17 protein-coding genes are annotated in these 17668 nt (G+C 50.6%); 2 read left to right on the top strand and 15 right to left on the bottom strand.

Annotation, left to right across the window (positions count from 1 at the left end):
- Positions 1-81: 81 nt before the first annotated feature.
- The 7 genes from ACS5WU_RS03950 to ACS5WU_RS03920 form a co-directional block, all read right to left on the bottom strand.
- Positions 82-1239, bottom strand: a complete 1158-nt coding sequence (locus ACS5WU_RS03950; RefSeq protein ID WP_302760351.1) for an MFS transporter — start codon at positions 1237-1239, stop codon at positions 82-84.
- A 131-nt stretch (positions 1240-1370) separates the two neighbouring features.
- Complete coding sequence (locus ACS5WU_RS03945; RefSeq protein WP_059109576.1) at positions 1371-1631, bottom strand: acyl carrier protein; 261 nt, start codon at positions 1629-1631, stop codon at positions 1371-1373.
- 28 nt (positions 1632-1659) lie between these two features.
- Positions 1660-3327, bottom strand: a complete 1668-nt coding sequence (locus ACS5WU_RS03940) for an AMP-dependent synthetase/ligase (RefSeq protein WP_302760352.1) — start codon at positions 3325-3327, stop codon at positions 1660-1662.
- A 130-nt stretch (positions 3328-3457) separates the two neighbouring features.
- Positions 3458-4138, bottom strand: coding sequence for a class I SAM-dependent methyltransferase (locus tag ACS5WU_RS03935; RefSeq protein WP_059109574.1), 681 nt, complete (start codon positions 4136-4138; stop codon positions 3458-3460).
- Between the two features lie 92 nt (positions 4139-4230).
- A complete protein-coding gene (locus ACS5WU_RS03930; protein ID WP_302760353.1) occupies positions 4231-5301 on the bottom strand; it encodes a glycosyltransferase in 1071 nt (356 codons plus the stop codon).
- 24 nt (positions 5302-5325) lie between these two features.
- Positions 5326-6558 (bottom strand): LL-diaminopimelate aminotransferase, encoded by a 1233-nt coding sequence (locus ACS5WU_RS03925; RefSeq protein ID WP_046444008.1) that lies wholly within the window; start codon positions 6556-6558, stop codon positions 5326-5328.
- An 83-nt stretch (positions 6559-6641) separates the two neighbouring features.
- Positions 6642-8057 (bottom strand): potassium/proton antiporter, encoded by a 1416-nt coding sequence (locus ACS5WU_RS03920; protein WP_046444007.1) that lies wholly within the window; start codon positions 8055-8057, stop codon positions 6642-6644.
- A gap of 241 nt (positions 8058-8298) precedes the next feature.
- Between ACS5WU_RS03920 and ACS5WU_RS03915 the strand changes: the two genes are divergently transcribed.
- Positions 8299-9279 carry a Gfo/Idh/MocA family protein gene (locus ACS5WU_RS03915; RefSeq protein WP_302760354.1) on the top strand — a complete coding sequence of 327 codons (981 nt, stop codon included), beginning with the start codon at positions 8299-8301 and terminating at the stop codon, positions 9277-9279.
- A 45-nt stretch (positions 9280-9324) separates the two neighbouring features.
- Positions 9325-9897 carry a GNAT family N-acetyltransferase gene (locus ACS5WU_RS03910; RefSeq protein WP_302760355.1) on the top strand — a complete coding sequence of 191 codons (573 nt, stop codon included), beginning with the start codon at positions 9325-9327 and terminating at the stop codon, positions 9895-9897.
- A 129-nt stretch (positions 9898-10026) separates the two neighbouring features.
- Here ACS5WU_RS03910 and ACS5WU_RS03905 read toward each other — a convergent pair whose 3' ends face one another.
- The 8 genes from ACS5WU_RS03905 to ACS5WU_RS03870 all read right to left on the bottom strand — a co-directional run bounded on the left by ACS5WU_RS03905 (position 10027) and on the right by ACS5WU_RS03870 (position 17666).
- The gene (locus tag ACS5WU_RS03905; RefSeq protein ID WP_046444005.1) at positions 10027-10848 is read right to left on the bottom strand and encodes an aldo/keto reductase; all 822 of its coding nucleotides are present in this window, start codon (positions 10846-10848) and stop codon (positions 10027-10029) included.
- Between the two features lie 192 nt (positions 10849-11040).
- The gene (locus ACS5WU_RS03900; protein WP_046444004.1) at positions 11041-11652 is read right to left on the bottom strand and encodes an SIS domain-containing protein; all 612 of its coding nucleotides are present in this window, start codon (positions 11650-11652) and stop codon (positions 11041-11043) included.
- Positions 11653-11754: 102 nt separating this feature from the next.
- A complete protein-coding gene (locus ACS5WU_RS03895; RefSeq protein WP_046444003.1) occupies positions 11755-12363 on the bottom strand; it encodes a KpsF/GutQ family sugar-phosphate isomerase in 609 nt (202 codons plus the stop codon).
- Positions 12364-12386: 23 nt separating this feature from the next.
- Positions 12387-13079: an L-ribulose-5-phosphate 4-epimerase AraD gene (araD, locus tag ACS5WU_RS03890; RefSeq protein WP_046444002.1), complete on the bottom strand. Its 693-nt coding sequence runs from the start codon at positions 13077-13079 to the stop codon at positions 12387-12389.
- Between the two features lie 12 nt (positions 13080-13091).
- Positions 13092-14774, bottom strand: coding sequence for a ribulokinase (gene araB, locus ACS5WU_RS03885; RefSeq protein WP_046444001.1), 1683 nt, complete (start codon positions 14772-14774; stop codon positions 13092-13094).
- A 35-nt stretch (positions 14775-14809) separates the two neighbouring features.
- Entirely contained in the window at positions 14810-15655 is an 846-nt protein-coding gene (locus ACS5WU_RS03880; RefSeq protein ID WP_059109427.1) for a sugar phosphate isomerase/epimerase family protein, read from the bottom strand.
- Positions 15656-15684: 29 nt separating this feature from the next.
- On the bottom strand, positions 15685-16686 hold the full coding sequence (locus tag ACS5WU_RS03875; protein WP_302760357.1) for an ABC transporter permease: 1002 nt from the start codon (positions 16684-16686) through the stop codon (positions 15685-15687).
- Between the two features lie 17 nt (positions 16687-16703).
- Positions 16704-17666 (bottom strand): ABC transporter permease, encoded by a 963-nt coding sequence (locus ACS5WU_RS03870; protein WP_320606940.1) that lies wholly within the window; start codon positions 17664-17666, stop codon positions 16704-16706.
- Between the last annotated feature and the right edge of the window lie 2 nt (positions 17667-17668).

Below are 17668 nucleotides of genomic sequence, written 5' to 3'. Positions count from 1 at the left end.
TGAGGCGGAAAAGCCCCCGTCCTTTCAGTTAAACTATCATTTTAATAATACCCTCTCCAAACTTGCTCAAACACTCTTCGCTTACATTTTATCATATTCCTTTGGAATCAGCGCCACCGTCAGCACAGTAGCTGCAAGCATAAGCGCGAAGACTACCCAGAACGCCGTATCCATCGTCGAAACCTCCATGACGTTTCCTACGATCACCGGCCCCAAAAAGATTCCAATGGCGTAAATGGACTGGAACGCCCCCATTGCAGTGGAACGCAGCTTTGGGGTGACGCTTTTGATCACAAAGCCTGCAAGCGCGCCGAGGATAATACCGTAGCCAATTCCTGATACCGCCTGCATCACATAAATCACCGCAAGATTCATATGATAGAACGCCGGTATGCAGGTCAGCGCTCCTGTAAGGAAGCAAAGCGCGAGGCATTTGATCCCCCCGAGCTTTTTATACGCTTTTGTGCCCACAAACAGCGAGGAAACGGCGCTGAACAAAAAGTATACCACCATCAGCATACCAAGCTGTGAGGAATCCGCGCCCAGAAGCTTTGCCGCTTCTGACGTAAAATAACTGGGAAACGCAAAGCTTAGTATTTGTCCAAAGATAGCGAGGATTGAAAAAACCATCATATCTTTGTTTTTCAGCAATGACAGCAGCTCTTTTCCGCTTGGCGGAACAATTTTCTTCGATTCCCTGGGCGTTTGAAACAGCAGGATACAGCCAAGGCCGACAAGCGCGGCAATCAATGCGAAATAAAACGGTGCGTGCAGGCCAAACGCCTGTGCCAGCAGGCCGCCGGCAAGCGCGGCAACCACCTTTCCCCCATTGGAGGAAGCGTTCAGCATTCCCTGCGCCTTCACCTGATTTTCTTCGGCGTTGAATTTTGCATAAGAAGAACAGATCACAACCCACCATGCTGCCGCGGCTCCGCTTACGCCGCGTGCGATCATCACCCAAAACACATCGTGCACCACAATAAACAACACTGCCGCAAATACAAGTATCACAAACCCAATCAGCAAAATCAGCCTGTCTCTGCCTATTTTATCCGACAGGATGCCAAGAGGCACCCGCAGGGCTATCTGCATGATTCCATATGCGCCGCCAATCGCCCCGATCATCGCGGCCGTCGCCCCCAGGGACGCGGCATATGAGGTAAGGGTGGGCACATAGGTATACATCGACATCCACAGGAAAACTGCCGCCAGATTCAGTACCAGAATATTTCTTTTCATGAAACCCTCCACAAAAATTATATACCCTTTGCCCCTTTGCCGCCAATAGCTATCTTTGCTTTTCTGTTCAAAAGCATACAAAAAAGGCCGGAACTTTTCCGGCCTTTTTCCATAAAACAGTAAAATAATTGCTAAAATGCCCGTGCCGCCACGTGTTTTGCTCCCGTTTTTTCCTCCAGATAAACCATCACGTCGCGCACTGTGTCGAATAGCCGCAGGTCCCTGTCCGGAATTTCGATCCCAAATTCGTCCTCAAACGCCATTACCATCTCCAAAAGTCCAAACGAATCAAGCTCCAAATCTCTTACCAAATGCTTTTCCATTGTGATCTCTTCAGTATCCACCGGGCAGGCCGTTGCAAGCAACTGACGTACCTTTTCAAATTCTACCACAATCGCACACCTCCTTTTTTGTTCCTGCTTAAATCGTAAACCGTTTGATTGATTTTTTGGTTGTTTTTTCAAATTCTTGGTCGCGTACATGAAAATGCTGCACGTGCTTATATGTCGGAAGCGTCTTATTCACTTCTGAAATATCATTTTCGAGATTTTTGGCGATCTCCTCCCCGCTGTGTGCGGCGGTATACTCCTCAGCCACAAAAATTTCAGCATTCAGTTCCACCTCGCTGAGCCCGTCCACAATGGGTGCGGAAACAACCACTTCCTTAATATACGGTATCCGCATCAGGTATTCCTCTATTTCCTCCGGGTAAATATTTTTTCCGTTGGACAGCACGATCAGGTTTTTCTTTCTTCCGGTAATGGATAAAAACCCGTCTTCATCGATATGCCCGATATCGCCGGTGTTAAACCAGCCGTCCTGCATCACCTCTTTTGTGCCCTCGTCGTTTTTGTAATAACCGAGCATTACGTTATCGCCCTTCACCCATATTTCGCCTTCGCCGCTGCTGTCCGCCTCCCTTACCTGCACCTCGCAGCAGGCAATCGGCAGGCCAACCGTTCCGTCCCTGTAATAACGGTTCCGGTTCACCGAAACAAGGGGCGCGCACTCCGTAATACCGTAGCCGTTAAGCAGGAGCATTCCAAATTCACGGAACTCACGCATCAGCCTCGCTGAAAGCGGCGCGCCGCCGCAAATGATCAGCTTCAGCTTTCCGCCAAACGCATCCTGTATATTTTTAAAATATACGTCCCTGTTGTCTACGCCCTGTGCCAGCTCCCGGTTGCTTTTCTCAATCAACGCCCGCAGCGCTTCCTCCTGTCCCCCGGCCTTGGCATTCTGCCATATTTTGCGGTGCATCATCTCCACAAAAAGCGGCACAAGAAAGATCGTATCCGGCTGGAACAGCTGCAGGTTCTCAAGAAAATGGCGCAGGCTGTCATTCAAGCAGATCGTCGTGCCATTCTCGATCATCATTGTGATACCGTGCGTGCTTTCAAACGAATGATGAACCGGCAAAACCGACATACAAACCTTTCCAAGGTCCAAAAGGCTGATCCCGCCCTCCGCAGCCGAAATAATATTTTTCTGCGAAAGCATTACGCCCTTGCTTTTTCCCGTCGTCCCGGACGTATAGAGCAGGATTGTCATTGCATTTTCATCAATTTTACGCTGCGAAAAACCAAGATCGGTTGCCTTGCCCTCCGCGACCAGCGCGCCAAAGCTTTTTATTTCAGGCGTATCCGCAGGCGCGTTCATGTCGATATAATGCTTCACCTTCGGCAAGCCTGAACGGATTTTTTCCACCGTGTCCGCATATTCTCCGGAAAAAATCAGGCAGGATGCGCCGCTGTCCTCAAGGATATTGGCAATCTCATCGTCCGGGAGCTCTTTATCGATCGGTACGACTACGCCTGTCCCGCACGTAATTGCATAATAGGATAGCAGCCATTCATAGCTCGTCGGCCCAATGACGGCAATGTGCTCGTCCGCAAGCCCCAGCGACAAAAGGCCGTTCCCAAGCGCATACATGTCCTGCATAAACTGCCCGTGGCCGATTCCTTTCACCGAGCCTTCTTTGGTACGCAGCCGCAGCATATCCCGTCCGTCAAAAGCCTTCGCTGCCCCTTCCAGCATCGTCCTGAAATTTTTCTCATGCTTTGTTTCATAGTTCGGATAATTTTCCATATCGACCACTCCCAAATAATTTGAAAAATATTATATCATATTTTTCCTGAGCATACCCATCTGGTATTGTTTCGTAATTTACCAAAGCCGGTCATAAACCACGATTATGAAACCATTTTCCATACCAACCTCAGGCTTTTTCCTGTTTCTTCGCATAGAGAACAACAAAATGGTAGTACTTGTAAACGCAGTCTGCATCCGAAAAGCCCGCTTTTTCAAGCCATGCCAGCTGATCCGCAAGGGTGGAAGGGTTATCGAGCGCAAGCCGCTCGTATGCCTTTTCCAGCTCTTCCGGGGAAAGTCCGCTTGCATTCACCGTTGCTTTCCACAGCTTTTCCTGCATCCGTTCAATTTCCTGTGAAGGGCTCAGCGCCTGGTCTGCATTTACAAATACCCCGCCCGGCTTTAAAAGGTCATAACACTTTTGGTAAAGCGCTTCCTTTTGCGCACCGCTCAGGTGATGGATGGAAAGCGCGGAAATAATCATATCAAAATCCCCGCCGAACTCGTATTCCGTATAATCCGCCGTTATATATTCCACATCCCCGTGTCCGGCAAACCGCTGCCGTGCCTGCCCAAGCATCTGCTCTGAAAGGTCTGCCAGCACCAGCTTTGCGCCAGGATATTTTTCAAGCAAAAATGCTGCAAACAGGCCCGTTCCCGATCCAAGGTCCAGAATACGCGGCGCTTTCTCCCCCGTTTCAGCCATTGCCGTTGCAATCCCGTAAAAATCATCGAAGCAGGGGATCAGCTGCCTGCGCTGCCCGTCGTATTTTTCAGACACCGCGCTGAATTTTTCTTTGATATCCATACATCCTCCCTTGGCGGACTTTGCGCCCGCACCTGCGTATATAAGAAGGGAGCCGGCATAATAAGCGGCTCCCCTCCTGCTACCTGTCGGTTTTACATCACCCGCGCGCCCACTGAGCGCAGCGCGTCTTCATACTTTTTGACGCAATCCGTAAGATCGAAGGATTCCATCACGTCCCCGCGCGCCAGAGAGCCCATGTGCTCACGCGCCGCTTTGTCGCGCAGCTCCATCATGCACTCGCAGCAACGGTCCGTATTATTCACTTTTACGAGATATCCTGTTACGCCGTTGAGAATGTATTCGCTTGCGCCGACCGTATCCGACGCAACCACCGGCACCTCGCACGCCATAGACTCGATTGCGCACACACCAAACGCTTCCGCCGCGTTCATTTGCACAGTCGCATCCATCGTGCCTATCACATCCGGAAGGTCGTCGTTTTTCACACGTCCCAAAAACTCCACCTTACCTTCAATACCCATGCTCTGGACTTTCTGCTTGAGATTGCTTTCCATCGTTCCGGTTCCCACAATTTTAAGCGTTGCGGCTCCCGTGGTCTTTTCAAGGTATTTTCCAAACGCCTCGATCACCATATCCACTCCATTTCCAAACTCCAGCATTTTGAGCGATCCAAAGCACATCGAATCTTCAGGCTTTTGTATGTCTTTTTTCACAAACTTCTTCATATCAACGCCAAACGGTGCAACAAAGAAGGGCTTTTCCTTTTTGAAGAGAGACTTGACGCGTGTGATGACGTTGGGCGCAGCCGCGAGGACTGCGTCCGCGTGCTTAATGCTCTTCATCACAAGCCCCTTTTGCCCGCGGTCAACGCTTTCATATACGTCCGGGCCAAGCACGGTAAGCAAAACGTGGGGAGCCTTCGCCTTTGCCGCAAGCACCCCGTAGGACGTAGCGTCAAACGCGTTTACCACGCCGAAATTCCCCTCTGCAAGATAGCTTTTTACCTGTGCGGCATTCTTTTTCGCACCGTTCTGCGCCGAGGTAAACGGCAAATATACTACGGTTACCTTGTCGTTGATTTCACCGGCCTCATCCTTTTGCTCGGGCATGGAAAACACCGTGACCTCGTTGCTTTCGCTGAGCGCGTTAGCCCATTTGATTGTATGCGGCGAATTTGCCGCTGCCAAAAACGCAATTTTCATGTTTGATTTCCTTTCTGGTTGGTCCTATTTCAGGTTCGCAAGACGCGAGATTGCCTTTTCCGTGTTCTCCTTCGTATTAAAGGCCGTCAGGCGGAAATACCCTTCGCCTGCGCTGCCAAATCCGCTTCCCGGCGTACCGACTACATTCGCTTCCTTCAATAACTTATCAAAGAAATCCCAGCTCGCCATGCCGTCGGGCGTTTTGAGCCATACATATGGGGAGTTCACCCCGCCATAAGCCGTAATGCCAATTTCCCTCAGCCCGTCAAGGATCATCCTTGCGTTTGCAAGATATGCCTCGATGTTCTGTTCCACCTGCTTCTTTCCCTCCGCCGTATAAATCGCCGCAGCGCCCCGCTGCACGATATAGGATACGCCGTTAAATTTGGTGGTATGCCTCCTGAGCCAAAGCGCGTTCATGCTGACTTTGTTGCCTTTTGAATCCTGCCCCATAAGCTCCTTGGGAACAACCGTATACGCGCAGCGCGTACCCGTGAAGCCCGCCGTCTTGGAAAAGCTGCGGAATTCAATCGCGCACGTTTTCGCGCCTTCAATCTCATAAATGCTGTGGGGAACATCCCCGTCTGTAATAAACCGCTCGTACGCACCGTCAAACAAAATAAGCGCGCCTGTTTCATTGGCCCAGTCCACCCAGACCTTAAGCTGGTCTTTTGTCATCGCCGTCCCTGTTGGATTGTTGGGCGAGCAAAGGTACATCACATCCACCCTGCGCTGTGGGAGGGCGGGCACAAAATCGTTTTCCGCCGTGGTGGGGATGTAGGTAATTTCCGAAAACTGCCCTGTCTGCGCGTCAAACTCCCCTGAGCGCCCCGCCATAACGTTTGTATCGACATATACGGGGTACACCGGGTTTGTCACGCCGATTTTGCAGTCCGGGGACAGCAGCTCCTGAATGTTGCCCGTATCGCACTTGCTGCCGTCGGATACAAATATCTCGTCAAGGCCGATATCTACGCCGCGCGCGGCATAGTCGCCTTCCCTGATCGCCGCGCGAAGGAATTCATAGCCCTGCTCCGGCCCGTAGCCCATAAAGGTCTTTTCATCCGCCATCTCCTGCGTCGCTTTATCGATCGCCTGCAACACAGCAGGGGCAAGCGGACGCGTTACGTCGCCAATGCCAAGACGTATGATCTCCCTGTCCGGATTTTCCCCGGTGTATTCGTTCACCCGGCGGGCGATCTCTGAGAAGAGGTAGCTCCCCTGCAAACGCCCGAAATGATCATTTACCTGAAACATAAATCTTATCTCCTGTCAAAAAATTAATATACAATCTTATCATATCTACTTATGCGCCAAAACTCAATAGTTTCGTGAAAATATCAAAGCGGTATCTCGTCAAAATTATCCCCGCTCAAAACAAGCGTATCGCCCGTTAGCAATACCGTGGAACCGTTTGGAGTGATATTCTTCCTGCCGCGCTTCACCATCACCACAAGCACGCCCTCAGGAATATCGATTTCCGTAAGCGTACGGCCATTCCATGGATTTTTAAGGTCTATCGTCACTTCGATAAGGTGCATCTCCGCCTCATCCTGATAGTCCGTAAAGGTTTTGAATACGGAATTGTCCTTCTCCACCAGCCCCAGCTTTTTGGCAAACAGGGGCGTGAGCGTGCCCTGCACGGCAACTGAGAAAAGCGCCACAAAGAATACGATATGGAATACGTCATTTTTGAGCGCCGAGGCCTGCGTGATCGCCATGATCGCAAAAACGATTGCCGCTGCGCCGCGCAGCCCCACCCATGAAACAAACAGCTTTTCCTTAAACGGTATTTTGAAAAAGCTCAGGATGCCGAACACCGCCGCCGGACGGGCCACAAACATCATAAAAAGGGCAATGAGCACCGCAGGGCCGATGATTGCGGGAATATGCGACGGGTAGGCGAGAAGGCCCAGCACAAAGAAAAGCACCATTTGCATAATCCATGAGATTCCGTCAAAAAAGTGTACCAGCGTTCTTTTGTGCTTGAGCTTGGTGTTCCCCAATATAATACCGATCACGTAAACGCACAGGTAACCGTTGCCTCCCACAAGCTGGCTTAAAGCATAGCCCAGCACCACAATCGCAACGACATAAATCGTATACAGCCCCTCGATCTCAAAGTTGATCCGTTTTAAAATAGCCGTCGAAATAAGCGCAAGCGCAAAACCGATACCAAGGCCGAATACAATTTGCATGATAATCATTGCAGCGATGTTGACCTGTCCGCTTACCGACATCATCGAAAGAATCGTGATTGTAAGCATGTAGGCGATTGGATCGTTAGAGCCGCTTTCCACTTCCAGCATGGACGCAAGGCCGCCCTTCAGGTTCAGTTTCCTCGAGCGGAGGATGGAAAATACCGAAGCGGCGTCCGTAGAGGCAATCACCGCGCCCACCAGAAGCCCTTCAAGAAGCGTCGTTTTCAGGATAAAATAGCAAAACCAGCCGGTCAGCAGCGCTGTGATAATCACGCCCGCGGTTGCAAGCCAGATGGATGGAGCGAGCACCGGCTTTGCCGCTTTCCAGCTCGTTCCGAAGCCGCCGTAAAACATGATGAATATCAGTCCAAAGGAACCAATCTGCTCGGCAAGCTCAAAATTGTCAAAATAAATACCGCCAAAGCCGTCCGATCCAAACAGCATTCCCAGAATAAGGAAGATCAGCAGGGCCGGGATTCCAAAGCGGTACAACAGCTTGCTCGAAAACACGCACAAAAGAAGGACGACGGCAATAAATATCAATATTGGTATCACTGCGTTTACCCTCCTTGCTTTTGTTTTAAAAATCTTTTCTTATTTAATAATAACAAATTTTTGGAATGATGAAAAACAAAAAATGAAATTGCCGGATTGTTTTTCATCCACAAACAGCATAGCAAAGCCATTTTTGACATTTGAAAAAAATTCAGCTTGCATATGGGCATTGCCTGTTGTATGTTAAAAGCATATCGAAATCAAAGCCCGAAAGCGGGCGTATTATCAGGAGGAATTCGGCATGAAATATGCAACCGTCGGCACAGCATGGATTACGCAGGCATTTATCGACAGCGCAGACACGGTAGAAGGAATGGACCTTGCGGGCGTTTACTCCCGCAACATTACACACGCGAGGGAATTTGCCGCGCAAAACAACTGTGATTTTGCATTTGACGATTTGAATACAATGGCAAAAAGCGATATTGACGCTGTTTACATCGCAAGTCCCAATTCCCTGCATTATGAACAATGCAGGCTTTTCCTTGAAAACGGCAAACACGTGATCTGCGAAAAGCCCGCCGTGGTCTATCCGCAGCAGGCGCGTGAGCTTTACAGGCTTGCGGAAGAACGGGGACTCGTCTTTTTGGAGGCAATCATTATGTTGCACCAGCCGCCGCTCGCTGCCGTCAAATCGGCTTTCGCTAAAATCGGGCCTGTCCTCAGCGCCCGTCTTGACTATTCGCAGTATTCCGCCCGTTACCAAAAATACCTTGACGGGGAAAACCCCAATATTTTCAATCCAAAATTTGCGGCAGGCTGCATGATGGATCTGGGCGTATATGTGGTGTACGCAGCCCTTGGACTTTTCGGCAGGCCTCAGAAAATCGATACAAAGGCGCAGCTTCTGGAAAATGGTGCGGATATCAGCTTCAGCAGCATTTTCCGCTATCCGGATAAGCTCGTGACGCTCACCGGAAGCAAAGCGGGTGAAAGCTATCTCGGCTCGGAGGTCATGGGTACAAAAGGCACCATTACCTTTGGGCTCGTTTCCAATTTTACGGATATCACAGTCCATTTTAACAACGGCGCAACGCAGACCATTGCGGGCGATATCCCCCGCCTTACGCTCATGGCAAACGAAGCAAAGGATTTCAAACGCTATATCGAGCAGCCGGAGCAATCAAAGCAGGAATACGCATACGCGCGCGAGCTGTGCATCGCCGTATCGGAGGTCATGTCTGAAATGCGCGATCAGGCAGGAATCGTATTCCCGGATTGACTGGCGACGCCATAGGTTGATATGCTGTAAAGCGAGGTGAAAACCATGAACCGTTCCATCCGTTTAGCGACAGCAGCGGATTACAGGGAAATTCTGGATATTTACGCGCCTTATGTCAGGGATACCGCAGTTACCTTTGAAACGCAGGTTCCCACCCCGGATGAATTTTCCGCACGCATCGGATCGATCAGCAAACAATATCCATATCTTGTTTATGAAACGGACGGGAAAATCGTTGGCTATGCTTATGCCTCAAAGCATATGGAAAGGGCCGCCTACCGCTACGATGTGGACGTATCCATTTATGTATCGCCTGAATATCACGGAAGCGGCGCGGCACACAAACTGTATGCCTGCCTGTTTTCAATCTTAAAGGAACTGGGTTATTACAACGCGTATGCCGGATGTACCCTTCCCAATGAAAAGAGCATAGGTTTTCATAAAAAATTTGGGTTCAGCCTCATTGGCGTTTATCATAAAACCGGCTATAAGCTTGGGAGATGGCACGACGTCGCATGGTTTGAAAAAAACGTCATGCCGCACAGCCGCAGGCCTTTTGCAATCAAATCGGTTGGCGAACTAAGCAGGGATTTTCTGGAGTCTGTTTTCAGAGAATAAATTGCGATAGCGCATTGCAAACATAAGCGAACAGAAAAAGGGCTGTGCATTTCATATTGCACAGCCCTTTTCCTTATTGAAAAAATGCAAGATAACTAATTTAGGATACGCCTGTTCTGCGCTTTTAAATCAAACGTAGAAAAATTCGTCCGGGGATTCCCCTGTCCGTACAAACGTATTAAGGCCGCTGATCGCTTTTACCTCATCGTCCGTAAGAGTAAAGTCAAAAATATCCGCGTTCTCGATCATGCGTTCCTTGTGCGTCGTCTTGGGAATCGTACGGATTCCCTTCTGGTAATGCCAGCGCATTGTAACCTGTACGAGCGTCTTGTTGTACTTCTCAGCCGCTTTGATAATCGGCTCTTTATCGAGTTTACCCCGTACAATCGGCCTCCACGCTTCAACCTGTATGCCGTTTTCCTGGCAAAAATTGATCGCATTGTTCGGCTGGAACAGCGGATGAACCTCTACCTGATTGACCATCGGCTTGATCGCGCAATGGTCAATCAGATGTTGTAACAGAGGTTTGGTGAAATTAGAAACCCCAATCACACGAATCAGGCCGTCCTGGTAGAGCTTTTCAAATGCCTTCCATGTTGGTAAATAGCTCTCGTCAAAGCCCGGCCAGTGAATGAGGTATTCGTCAATATAAGTAAGGCCCAGCCGTTTCAGCGAGCCTGAAAAAGCCTCCAGCGTCTTCTCATAGCCATGATCGTCGTTCCACAGCTTGGTTGTGATATAAAGCTGCTCACGCGGGATGCCGCATTCCTTTATGCCCTTCCCGATGCTTTCCTCATTGTGGTAAAACATCGCGGTATCGATGCTCCGGTATCCGGCCTCCACCGCGTCTTTGATACAACGCGCTGTTTGCTCATCGTCTTTCATCAGCCACGTTCCCAACCCAATCGCAGGAACCTCAACGCCATTTTCCAGCTTAAAATTTGGTATCATACTGTTTTCCTCCTCGTTTTCTGTTCTTTGACCTCAAAAGCCACAGAGCTATGCTACTGAGGCTTTTGGGCCGGGCTTACGCCCCTCATATATAAGAATCTTTAGGTAGGAACTATGATGTCGCTCCGGCCCATTTACCATATTATCTTCATTATCTCTGAAATGAAGAGTTATGGCAACCGCCGGTTTGGATCATTTATCTTCAATTTTGCCCTTTAAAAACGCTCCGACCGAACCATGGTTATGATTCAGGTAAAACGCTTCGTCACTAAACTGCGGGCACTTTGTAAGCTCGTCCGCAATCGCATCAAAGATGGCGATAATCGCGATAATGCTTGCCGTAGGCAGCATATGCTTATGATCGGATTCTTCCACCTTGAGGTTCAGCACAACGTCCGCCGCCTGCGCGAGCCGGGACTGCGGATTTTGGGTGACCGTGATGAGTTTTAACTTCTTGCCCTTTATGGACTCGATCAGGTTCACAAGCTCCTCTGTGTTCCCGCCCTTGGAAAGCACGATTACTACGTCGCCCTCCTGCACCGCGCCAAAAGCGCCGTGCGCCGCATCGCCTGCGGATACAAAGAAGGATGGAACATTTGCCACGCACAGCATATGCGCGATCTTGCGCGCCGCCACAGAAGACGTTCCCATGCCAAGCGTAGCGATACGGCCCCTGCAATTCCTGATCAGGTCAAAAATCGCCGCGTATTCTTCCGGATTGATGTCGTTTATCAGCCGGCTTAAAGCGTCCGCGTCGTTTTTCCACACTGCGCACGCGTTTTCAAACAATTCTTTTTTATCCATAACTTTTGTCCTAACTTTCGCCTGTTGCGGCTTCCGGCACGCCTTCGCCTGCGCGAAGACGTATCAGAAGGCACTCTATTTACTCGTTCTTGTTCCCTTTTATCAGTCGTAAAGCTTTTTGTGAAGCAATTTTTCACCGACCGCGCCACCCGGATGGATCACGCCAAACTGCTCCTCCGTAAACCCCGTGCGCTCCATAACAGCCACCGCAATCGCATCAAACACCGCGATCACGCCAAGTGTGCTGGACGTTGCAAGCAGGCCAAACCGGTCCGCCTCACGCTCCACCATAATTTTGAGATACAGGTCGCTTTCGCGTGCAAGCTGGGATTCCTCTTTTTCGCACACGCCGATCACAAAAGCTCCCTTGGTTTTCGCCGGCCCTATGAGGTTGTTAATTTCCGCCGTCGTACCGCCCTTGGAAAACAGAATCAGCACGTCGCCCTTGCTAAGTACGCCCATGCCGCCGTGCACAGCGTCGGATGGAGTCAAAAACAGCGCCGGCCTGTTCACACAGTTTAAGGTATGCGCGATTTTTTTACCTGCCGCGCCCGACGTGCCGCAGCCAGAGGTCGCAACCTTTCCCTTGCAGGAGGCAATCACGTCCACCGCCTGCTCTACCGCCTGCGGATCGATCACCGAAAGCGCGTCCAAAATCGCTTTGCTCTCAATTTCAAGCGTATTTTTGATTGATTCATAAACTTCGCTCATGCCTTACCTCCATAGAATCCCGGTTATTTCTGTCCGTAATACGCGTCCTTGCCGAATTTCCTGTTATAATGCTTATTGAGCAGGTTCGGATTCAATTTCGCCGGATCGCCGCCCGCAAGCACCGCGTTATGCCATGCCATTTTAGCGACCTGCTCCAAAACCATCGCATTGGTGACTGCCGAATCCGCGTTGTCTCCCCATACGAAAGGCGCATGGCCCTTCACCAGCACTCCCCTGATCTCAAGCGGATTGATATCCTTGAACCGTTCCACGATTACATGGCCCGTATTTTCCTCATAAGCGGAATCAATCTCCTCTTTGGTCATCTCACGCGTGCAGGGCACGTCGCCCATAAAGTAATCCGCGTGTGTCGTCCCAAGGATCGGAATGTCCTTTCCGGCCTGCGCCCAAATGGTGGCATAGGTGGAATGCGTATGTACGATTGCTTTTACGCCCTTAAATTCGCGGTACAGGCATATATGCGTCGCGCAGTCCGTAGACGGGCGGTAATCCCCTTCCACGACATTGCCGTCAAGGTCCACGATCACCATATGTTCCGGCTTCATGGAGTCGTAGCTCACGCCGCTTGCCTTAATCGCCACAAGCCCTGTCTTTTCATCGTATTCCGATACATTTCCCCATGTGGAAATTACGAGATGATCCGATTTCAGCCTTTTGTTGGCTTCCATGACTCTCTGTTTCAATTCTTCTAACATCGCAAAACCCTCCTATTTGTTTTCGCGCGTCTCGCTGATCCTCGCCTTCAAATCCTTCAGGCGTTTCATCACGTCGTTTTCGCCGCGTCCAAAATAATCGTGCAGCAATTCATATTCGTGGAACAGCTCGTCGTATATCTTACTGTTTTCAAGGTTTGGATGGTACTGCACATCCTTTACCTTGCTCATTGCCGCGACCGCGTCGTCGAGTTTATCATATCCGCCCGCCGCGCTGCCCGCGACATACGCTCCGTAAATCGCAGCCGACAGCGCAGGCGTTTGCGGAGATCCGGCAATCTTGATGCTCTTTCTCGTGATGTCGGAATATACCTGCATCATAAACGGATTCTTTTCCGCGATGCCACCCGCCACAAAAAGCTCCGTTACAGGCACGCCGCTCTCCTCAAACGTTTTGATAATCATGCGCGTACCGTATGCCGTAGCCTCAATGAGCGCACGGTAAATTTCTTCCGGCCTGGTGTTCAGCGTCATGCCCACCATCATGCCTGAAAGCTTCCCGTCCACCAGCACGCTGCGGTTTCCGTTCCACCAGTCAAGCGCCACAAGGCCGCTCTCCCCAGGCAGGAGCTCCTGCGCTTTTTGCGTCAGGTACTGGTGGATGTTCATATTATTTTCTTTCGCCGCCTGCTCATATTCGCAGGGAACGCAGTTTTCCACAAACCACTGGAAGTGGTCTCCTACGCAGCTCTGTCCCGCCTCATAACCGACATAACCCGGAAGGATGCCATCCTGGACTGCGCCGCACATGCCCGGTACCATTTTTTCCTGGTCTCCAATCAGCATATGGCAGGTGGATGTTCCAACCACTGCAAGCATCTGCCCGGGCGACGTAATTCCCACGCCTACGCATGCAACGTGCGCGTCTAAATTTGCAACAGCCACTGCCGTTCCCTCCTTTAGCCCAGTCAGCTTTGCGGCCTCGGGCGTGATCTCGCCCGCCTTGCTGCCAATGGGCATCAGCGGATTGTACATCTTCTCTTCAATCAGGTTTTCCAACCGCGGATCGAGCGCCTTAAAGAAATCCTTTGAAGGATATCCGTCTTTTGCGTTCCAGATCGCCTTATACCCTGCCGAACAGGTGTTGCGTACCATATTTCCCGTAAGCAGGAAGATCACCCAGTCGCACGCCTCGATGTAGCAATCCGTTGCGTCGTAAACCTGCGGCGCTTCATCCAGTACCTGCCAGATTTTCGGCACTTCCCATTCGGATGAAATCTTCCCGCCATAACGCGCCAGCCATTTTTCACCGCGGCGGCGCGCAGTCTCGTTGAGTTTATCCGCTTCGTCCTGCGCGGCGTGGTGTTTCCACAGCTTCACATATGCGTGCGGCTCATTCTTGTATTCGTCAAGGAAACAAAGCGGCGTTCCGTCTTTTTTGATGGGGATCAATGTGCACGCCGTAAAGTCTATACCCACGCCGATAATCTGTTCCGCCGTCACATTTGCTTTTTTCATGACGTCCGGAACAGTTTCCTTCAGCACGTCAATATAGTCCTGCGGGTGCTGAAGCGCCCAGTCGGGCGGAAGCGGCGTTCCATCCGGGATCGATTCACTCATCACAGCATGCGGGTAATCAAGGACGGAGTATGCAACCTCTTCTCCCGTCTCAACGTCAACTATAACGCTCCTGCCGGACAGGGAACCGTAATCTATTCCAAGTGTATATTTTTTCATATTGTCTGCTCCTGTCTTTTTGCTTACGTTTACGTTCAGATCGCCTGCATAATCAGCTTCAGGTAATCGCACGAAGCCTTTAATTCCGCTGTCAGCTCATCGGGATCAAGAACTCCCGCAAATATCTCGTCGAGCGTCAGCTGGTGCGGGAGCGGCTCGAAGGAAAGCGCCTCGTCATAACCGATGTCGTCCAAAGCCGCGAGGATATCCCTCCAGTTCATAACGCCCCGGCCCGGGACTTCCCTTGTGTTGTCGCCAAGGTGCAGGTGCAAAAGCCAGTCCTTTCCTGCGTGCCTGATTGCCGACGGTATTCCCTGCTCTTCCGCAAGCTGCATGTGGAACGTATCGCCGATTACCTTTACGTTGTCCATACCGGTGTCTTTTGCCATATCGATGCCGTCCTGCAGCGTGCGCACAAGGCTCACTTCATATTTATTCACGCATTCCAGTATGATGGTGACGCCTTTTGTTTTTGCATATTCCGCAACCTGGCGAATCGAATCCACCGAGTGTTTCCAGTCCTGTTCGCGCGAAATATAATAGTCCTGCTTATTGACCTGGCTGGGAACGATAAGCACCTTGTCCGTACCCGCATCTACCGCCATATCAACGCATTTTTTACCATATTCCACGGCACTCGCACGCATCTGCGGATCCTTATGGCACATGATCCTGTTTTCCTCTGTAAAGTTACCGTTGATGTCAAATACCTTAAGGCCATACTTGTCAAGCGTCGCTTTGACTGCCTTTGCGTCTATCGTGTCCGGCTCGCCGCTTACGTCAATGCCGTCCACGCCAATTTCCTTTGCACGTCTGGCAATCTCCTCGATGGACAAATTGCCAAAAATCCAGGAATTGATCGAAAATTTCATTCTTTTCATAACCCACTTATTCTCCTAATCTATCACTATTATGAAGCCGATTTTTGCGTATCGGCTTTCGCCGTCTTGATTTTATGCACACGCATATGTGCAAGCGACTGTAGTACCACGACCACAAGCAGGATGATGCCGATAATTGCGTTCTGCCACACTGGATCGATGAATTTCTGCAGGCTGAAAATATTCGTAAAGCTACCCATAATAAGCGCGCCGAACAGCGTTCCGCTCATCTTGCCGATGCCGCCTTCAAGCGACGCGCCGCCAATAACGACCGCGGCAATCGCATACATTTCATAACCTGTTCCCGCAAGGGGCGTTGCAGAGCCTACGCGCGAGGCGAATACGATGCCGGCTACGCCTGCCATAAGGCCGCAGATCGTATGCGCCGCAAACATCGTGCCATGCACGCTTACACCCATCATCTTCGCCGCTTCTGCGTTGCCGCCTACAATATACATCGCGCGCCCGAGCGAACGCTTTTTCAGAATCCACGACGTAAGGATAATAAGCGCGATGAAGAGAATGAGCGGAAAGGAGATCGCGTTTAGAAAATCTCCGCTGCCAAGGGAGCCCCGCCCGATAAACTGGAGCGCTTCCGGCATATTCTGGCCTTTTACCGTTACTTCCTTGGTGAGCATCAGCACAAGGCCGCGCACAAACAGCATGGAAGCAAGGGTTCCGACAAACGCCGGAATGGACATTTTCGTTACGAGAAGACCATTTAAAAGGCCTACCGCCGCGCCCACGGCAATCGGTACGAGGATTGCGAGGACTGGCGAGACCGGCGCAAGCACGATAAAGAAATATCCTGAAAGCGCGAATACCGAGCTTACGGAAAGGTCAATGGAGCCGCACAGGATAACGAACGTCATACCAATCGATACGATACCCATGATACTTGCCGAGCGAAGGACGTTACCAATATTTTCCGCCGTATAAAACGTTGAGGAAAGTATGCACCCAATGATGAACACCGCGATAAACCCGAGCAGCGCAACATTATCCGATAAAAAACTACCAACTTTTTTCATTCTGTTACCTTCCTTTCTTATTTCTTGCGAAAACCATGGAAGAACAATGCAAATACGATAATCGCTGCCTTGATCATCAGGGTAATAGAGTACGCTACGTTGTTCATGTTGCACATCATGGTAATGAGCTGCAACGAAAATGCGCCGCATACCGTGCCAATGATGTTCGGATAACCGCCCGTGATCGGCGTGCCGCCGATTACTGTCGCCGCGATTACGTCGATTTCCATGTCCACGCCCAACTTGGACGGATCCGCGCTCGAAACCATGATCATGTCGATCATGCCGCTGCCCCACGAGAATATCGCAATCGCCACATAGCACAGGATTACGATCTTAACCGTGTTGATTCCGCATATCTTGGCCGCCGTTGGGTTGTTGCCGTATGCTTCCACCTGCGAACCAAACTTCATACGGTTTACAAGGAAATACATAAAGACCGCAGCCGCCACCAGAATGAAGAAATGCAGCGGGAAAATTCCGCCGACCGGCGTAATGAACGCCTGCGTCAGCTCCGGCGCGCTGTAGGAAACGGTTCCAACACCGGATACGCCCTGCGCCATACCGCGCATGATGTAGCGCAGCGCCAGCGTTGCGATCATCGGAATGATTGCAAATTTGGAAACGAGCGTGCCTGCCAGAAGTCCGAAGCCGGCAACGATTGCGATTGAAATAAGAACGCCCCAGTAATCTCCCTGCGCAAAGAAAATCGCAGAAATCGTCGCGCCCACTGCCATCGCCGAGCCGACCGAGATATCGATACCGCCCGTCGCGATGACAAGCGTCATGCCAAGGCCTATGAGCGCGATCTTGGAAGCCTGCATAAACAGGTTCGAGAACGTCACCCAGCTCATAAAGTTTTTGGTAAAAATGCAGTTGAATACAACCAGAACAATCAGAAGGATGATTGCTATATTCTTTTTCAGAAATGACAAGTCAAATCTTTTTTGGCCCATGAGGGCACCAGATGCACCGGACATAA

Source organism: Christensenella sp. KGMB01412, from assembly GCF_055522415.1.
This window is presented reverse-complemented; position numbering and strand designations above follow the sequence as displayed.

Coding starts and splice junctions, on each gene's coding strand:
- ACS5WU_RS03950 (WP_302760351.1), bottom strand. CDS start 1,239: ATGAAAAGAAATATTCTGGTACTGAATCTGGCGGCAGTTTTCCTGTGG.
- ACS5WU_RS03940 (WP_302760352.1), bottom strand. CDS start 3,327: ATGGAAAATTATCCGAACTATGAAACAAAGCATGAGAAAAATTTCAGG.
- ACS5WU_RS03935 (WP_059109574.1), bottom strand. CDS start 4,138: ATGGATATCAAAGAAAAATTCAGCGCGGTGTCTGAAAAATACGACGGG.
- ACS5WU_RS03930 (WP_302760353.1), bottom strand. CDS start 5,301: ATGAAAATTGCGTTTTTGGCAGCGGCAAATTCGCCGCATACAATCAAA.
- ACS5WU_RS03925 (WP_046444008.1), bottom strand. CDS start 6,558: ATGTTTCAGGTAAATGATCATTTCGGGCGTTTGCAGGGGAGCTACCTC.
- ACS5WU_RS03915 (WP_302760354.1), top strand. CDS start 8,299: ATGAAATATGCAACCGTCGGCACAGCATGGATTACGCAGGCATTTATC.
- ACS5WU_RS03910 (WP_302760355.1), top strand. CDS start 9,325: ATGAACCGTTCCATCCGTTTAGCGACAGCAGCGGATTACAGGGAAATT.
- ACS5WU_RS03905 (WP_046444005.1), bottom strand. CDS start 10,848: ATGATACCAAATTTTAAGCTGGAAAATGGCGTTGAGGTTCCTGCGATT.
- ACS5WU_RS03900 (WP_046444004.1), bottom strand. CDS start 11,652: ATGGATAAAAAAGAATTGTTTGAAAACGCGTGCGCAGTGTGGAAAAAC.
- ACS5WU_RS03895 (WP_046444003.1), bottom strand. CDS start 12,363: ATGAGCGAAGTTTATGAATCAATCAAAAATACGCTTGAAATTGAGAGC.
- araD (WP_046444002.1), bottom strand. CDS start 13,079: ATGTTAGAAGAATTGAAACAGAGAGTCATGGAAGCCAACAAAAGGCTG.
- araB (WP_046444001.1), bottom strand. CDS start 14,774: ATGAAAAAATATACACTTGGAATAGATTACGGTTCCCTGTCCGGCAGG.
- ACS5WU_RS03880 (WP_059109427.1), bottom strand. CDS start 15,655: ATGAAAAGAATGAAATTTTCGATCAATTCCTGGATTTTTGGCAATTTG.
- ACS5WU_RS03875 (WP_302760357.1), bottom strand. CDS start 16,686: ATGAAAAAAGTTGGTAGTTTTTTATCGGATAATGTTGCGCTGCTCGGG.
- ACS5WU_RS03870 (WP_320606940.1), bottom strand. CDS start 17,666: ATGTCCGGTGCATCTGGTGCCCTCATGGGCCAAAAAAGATTTGACTTG.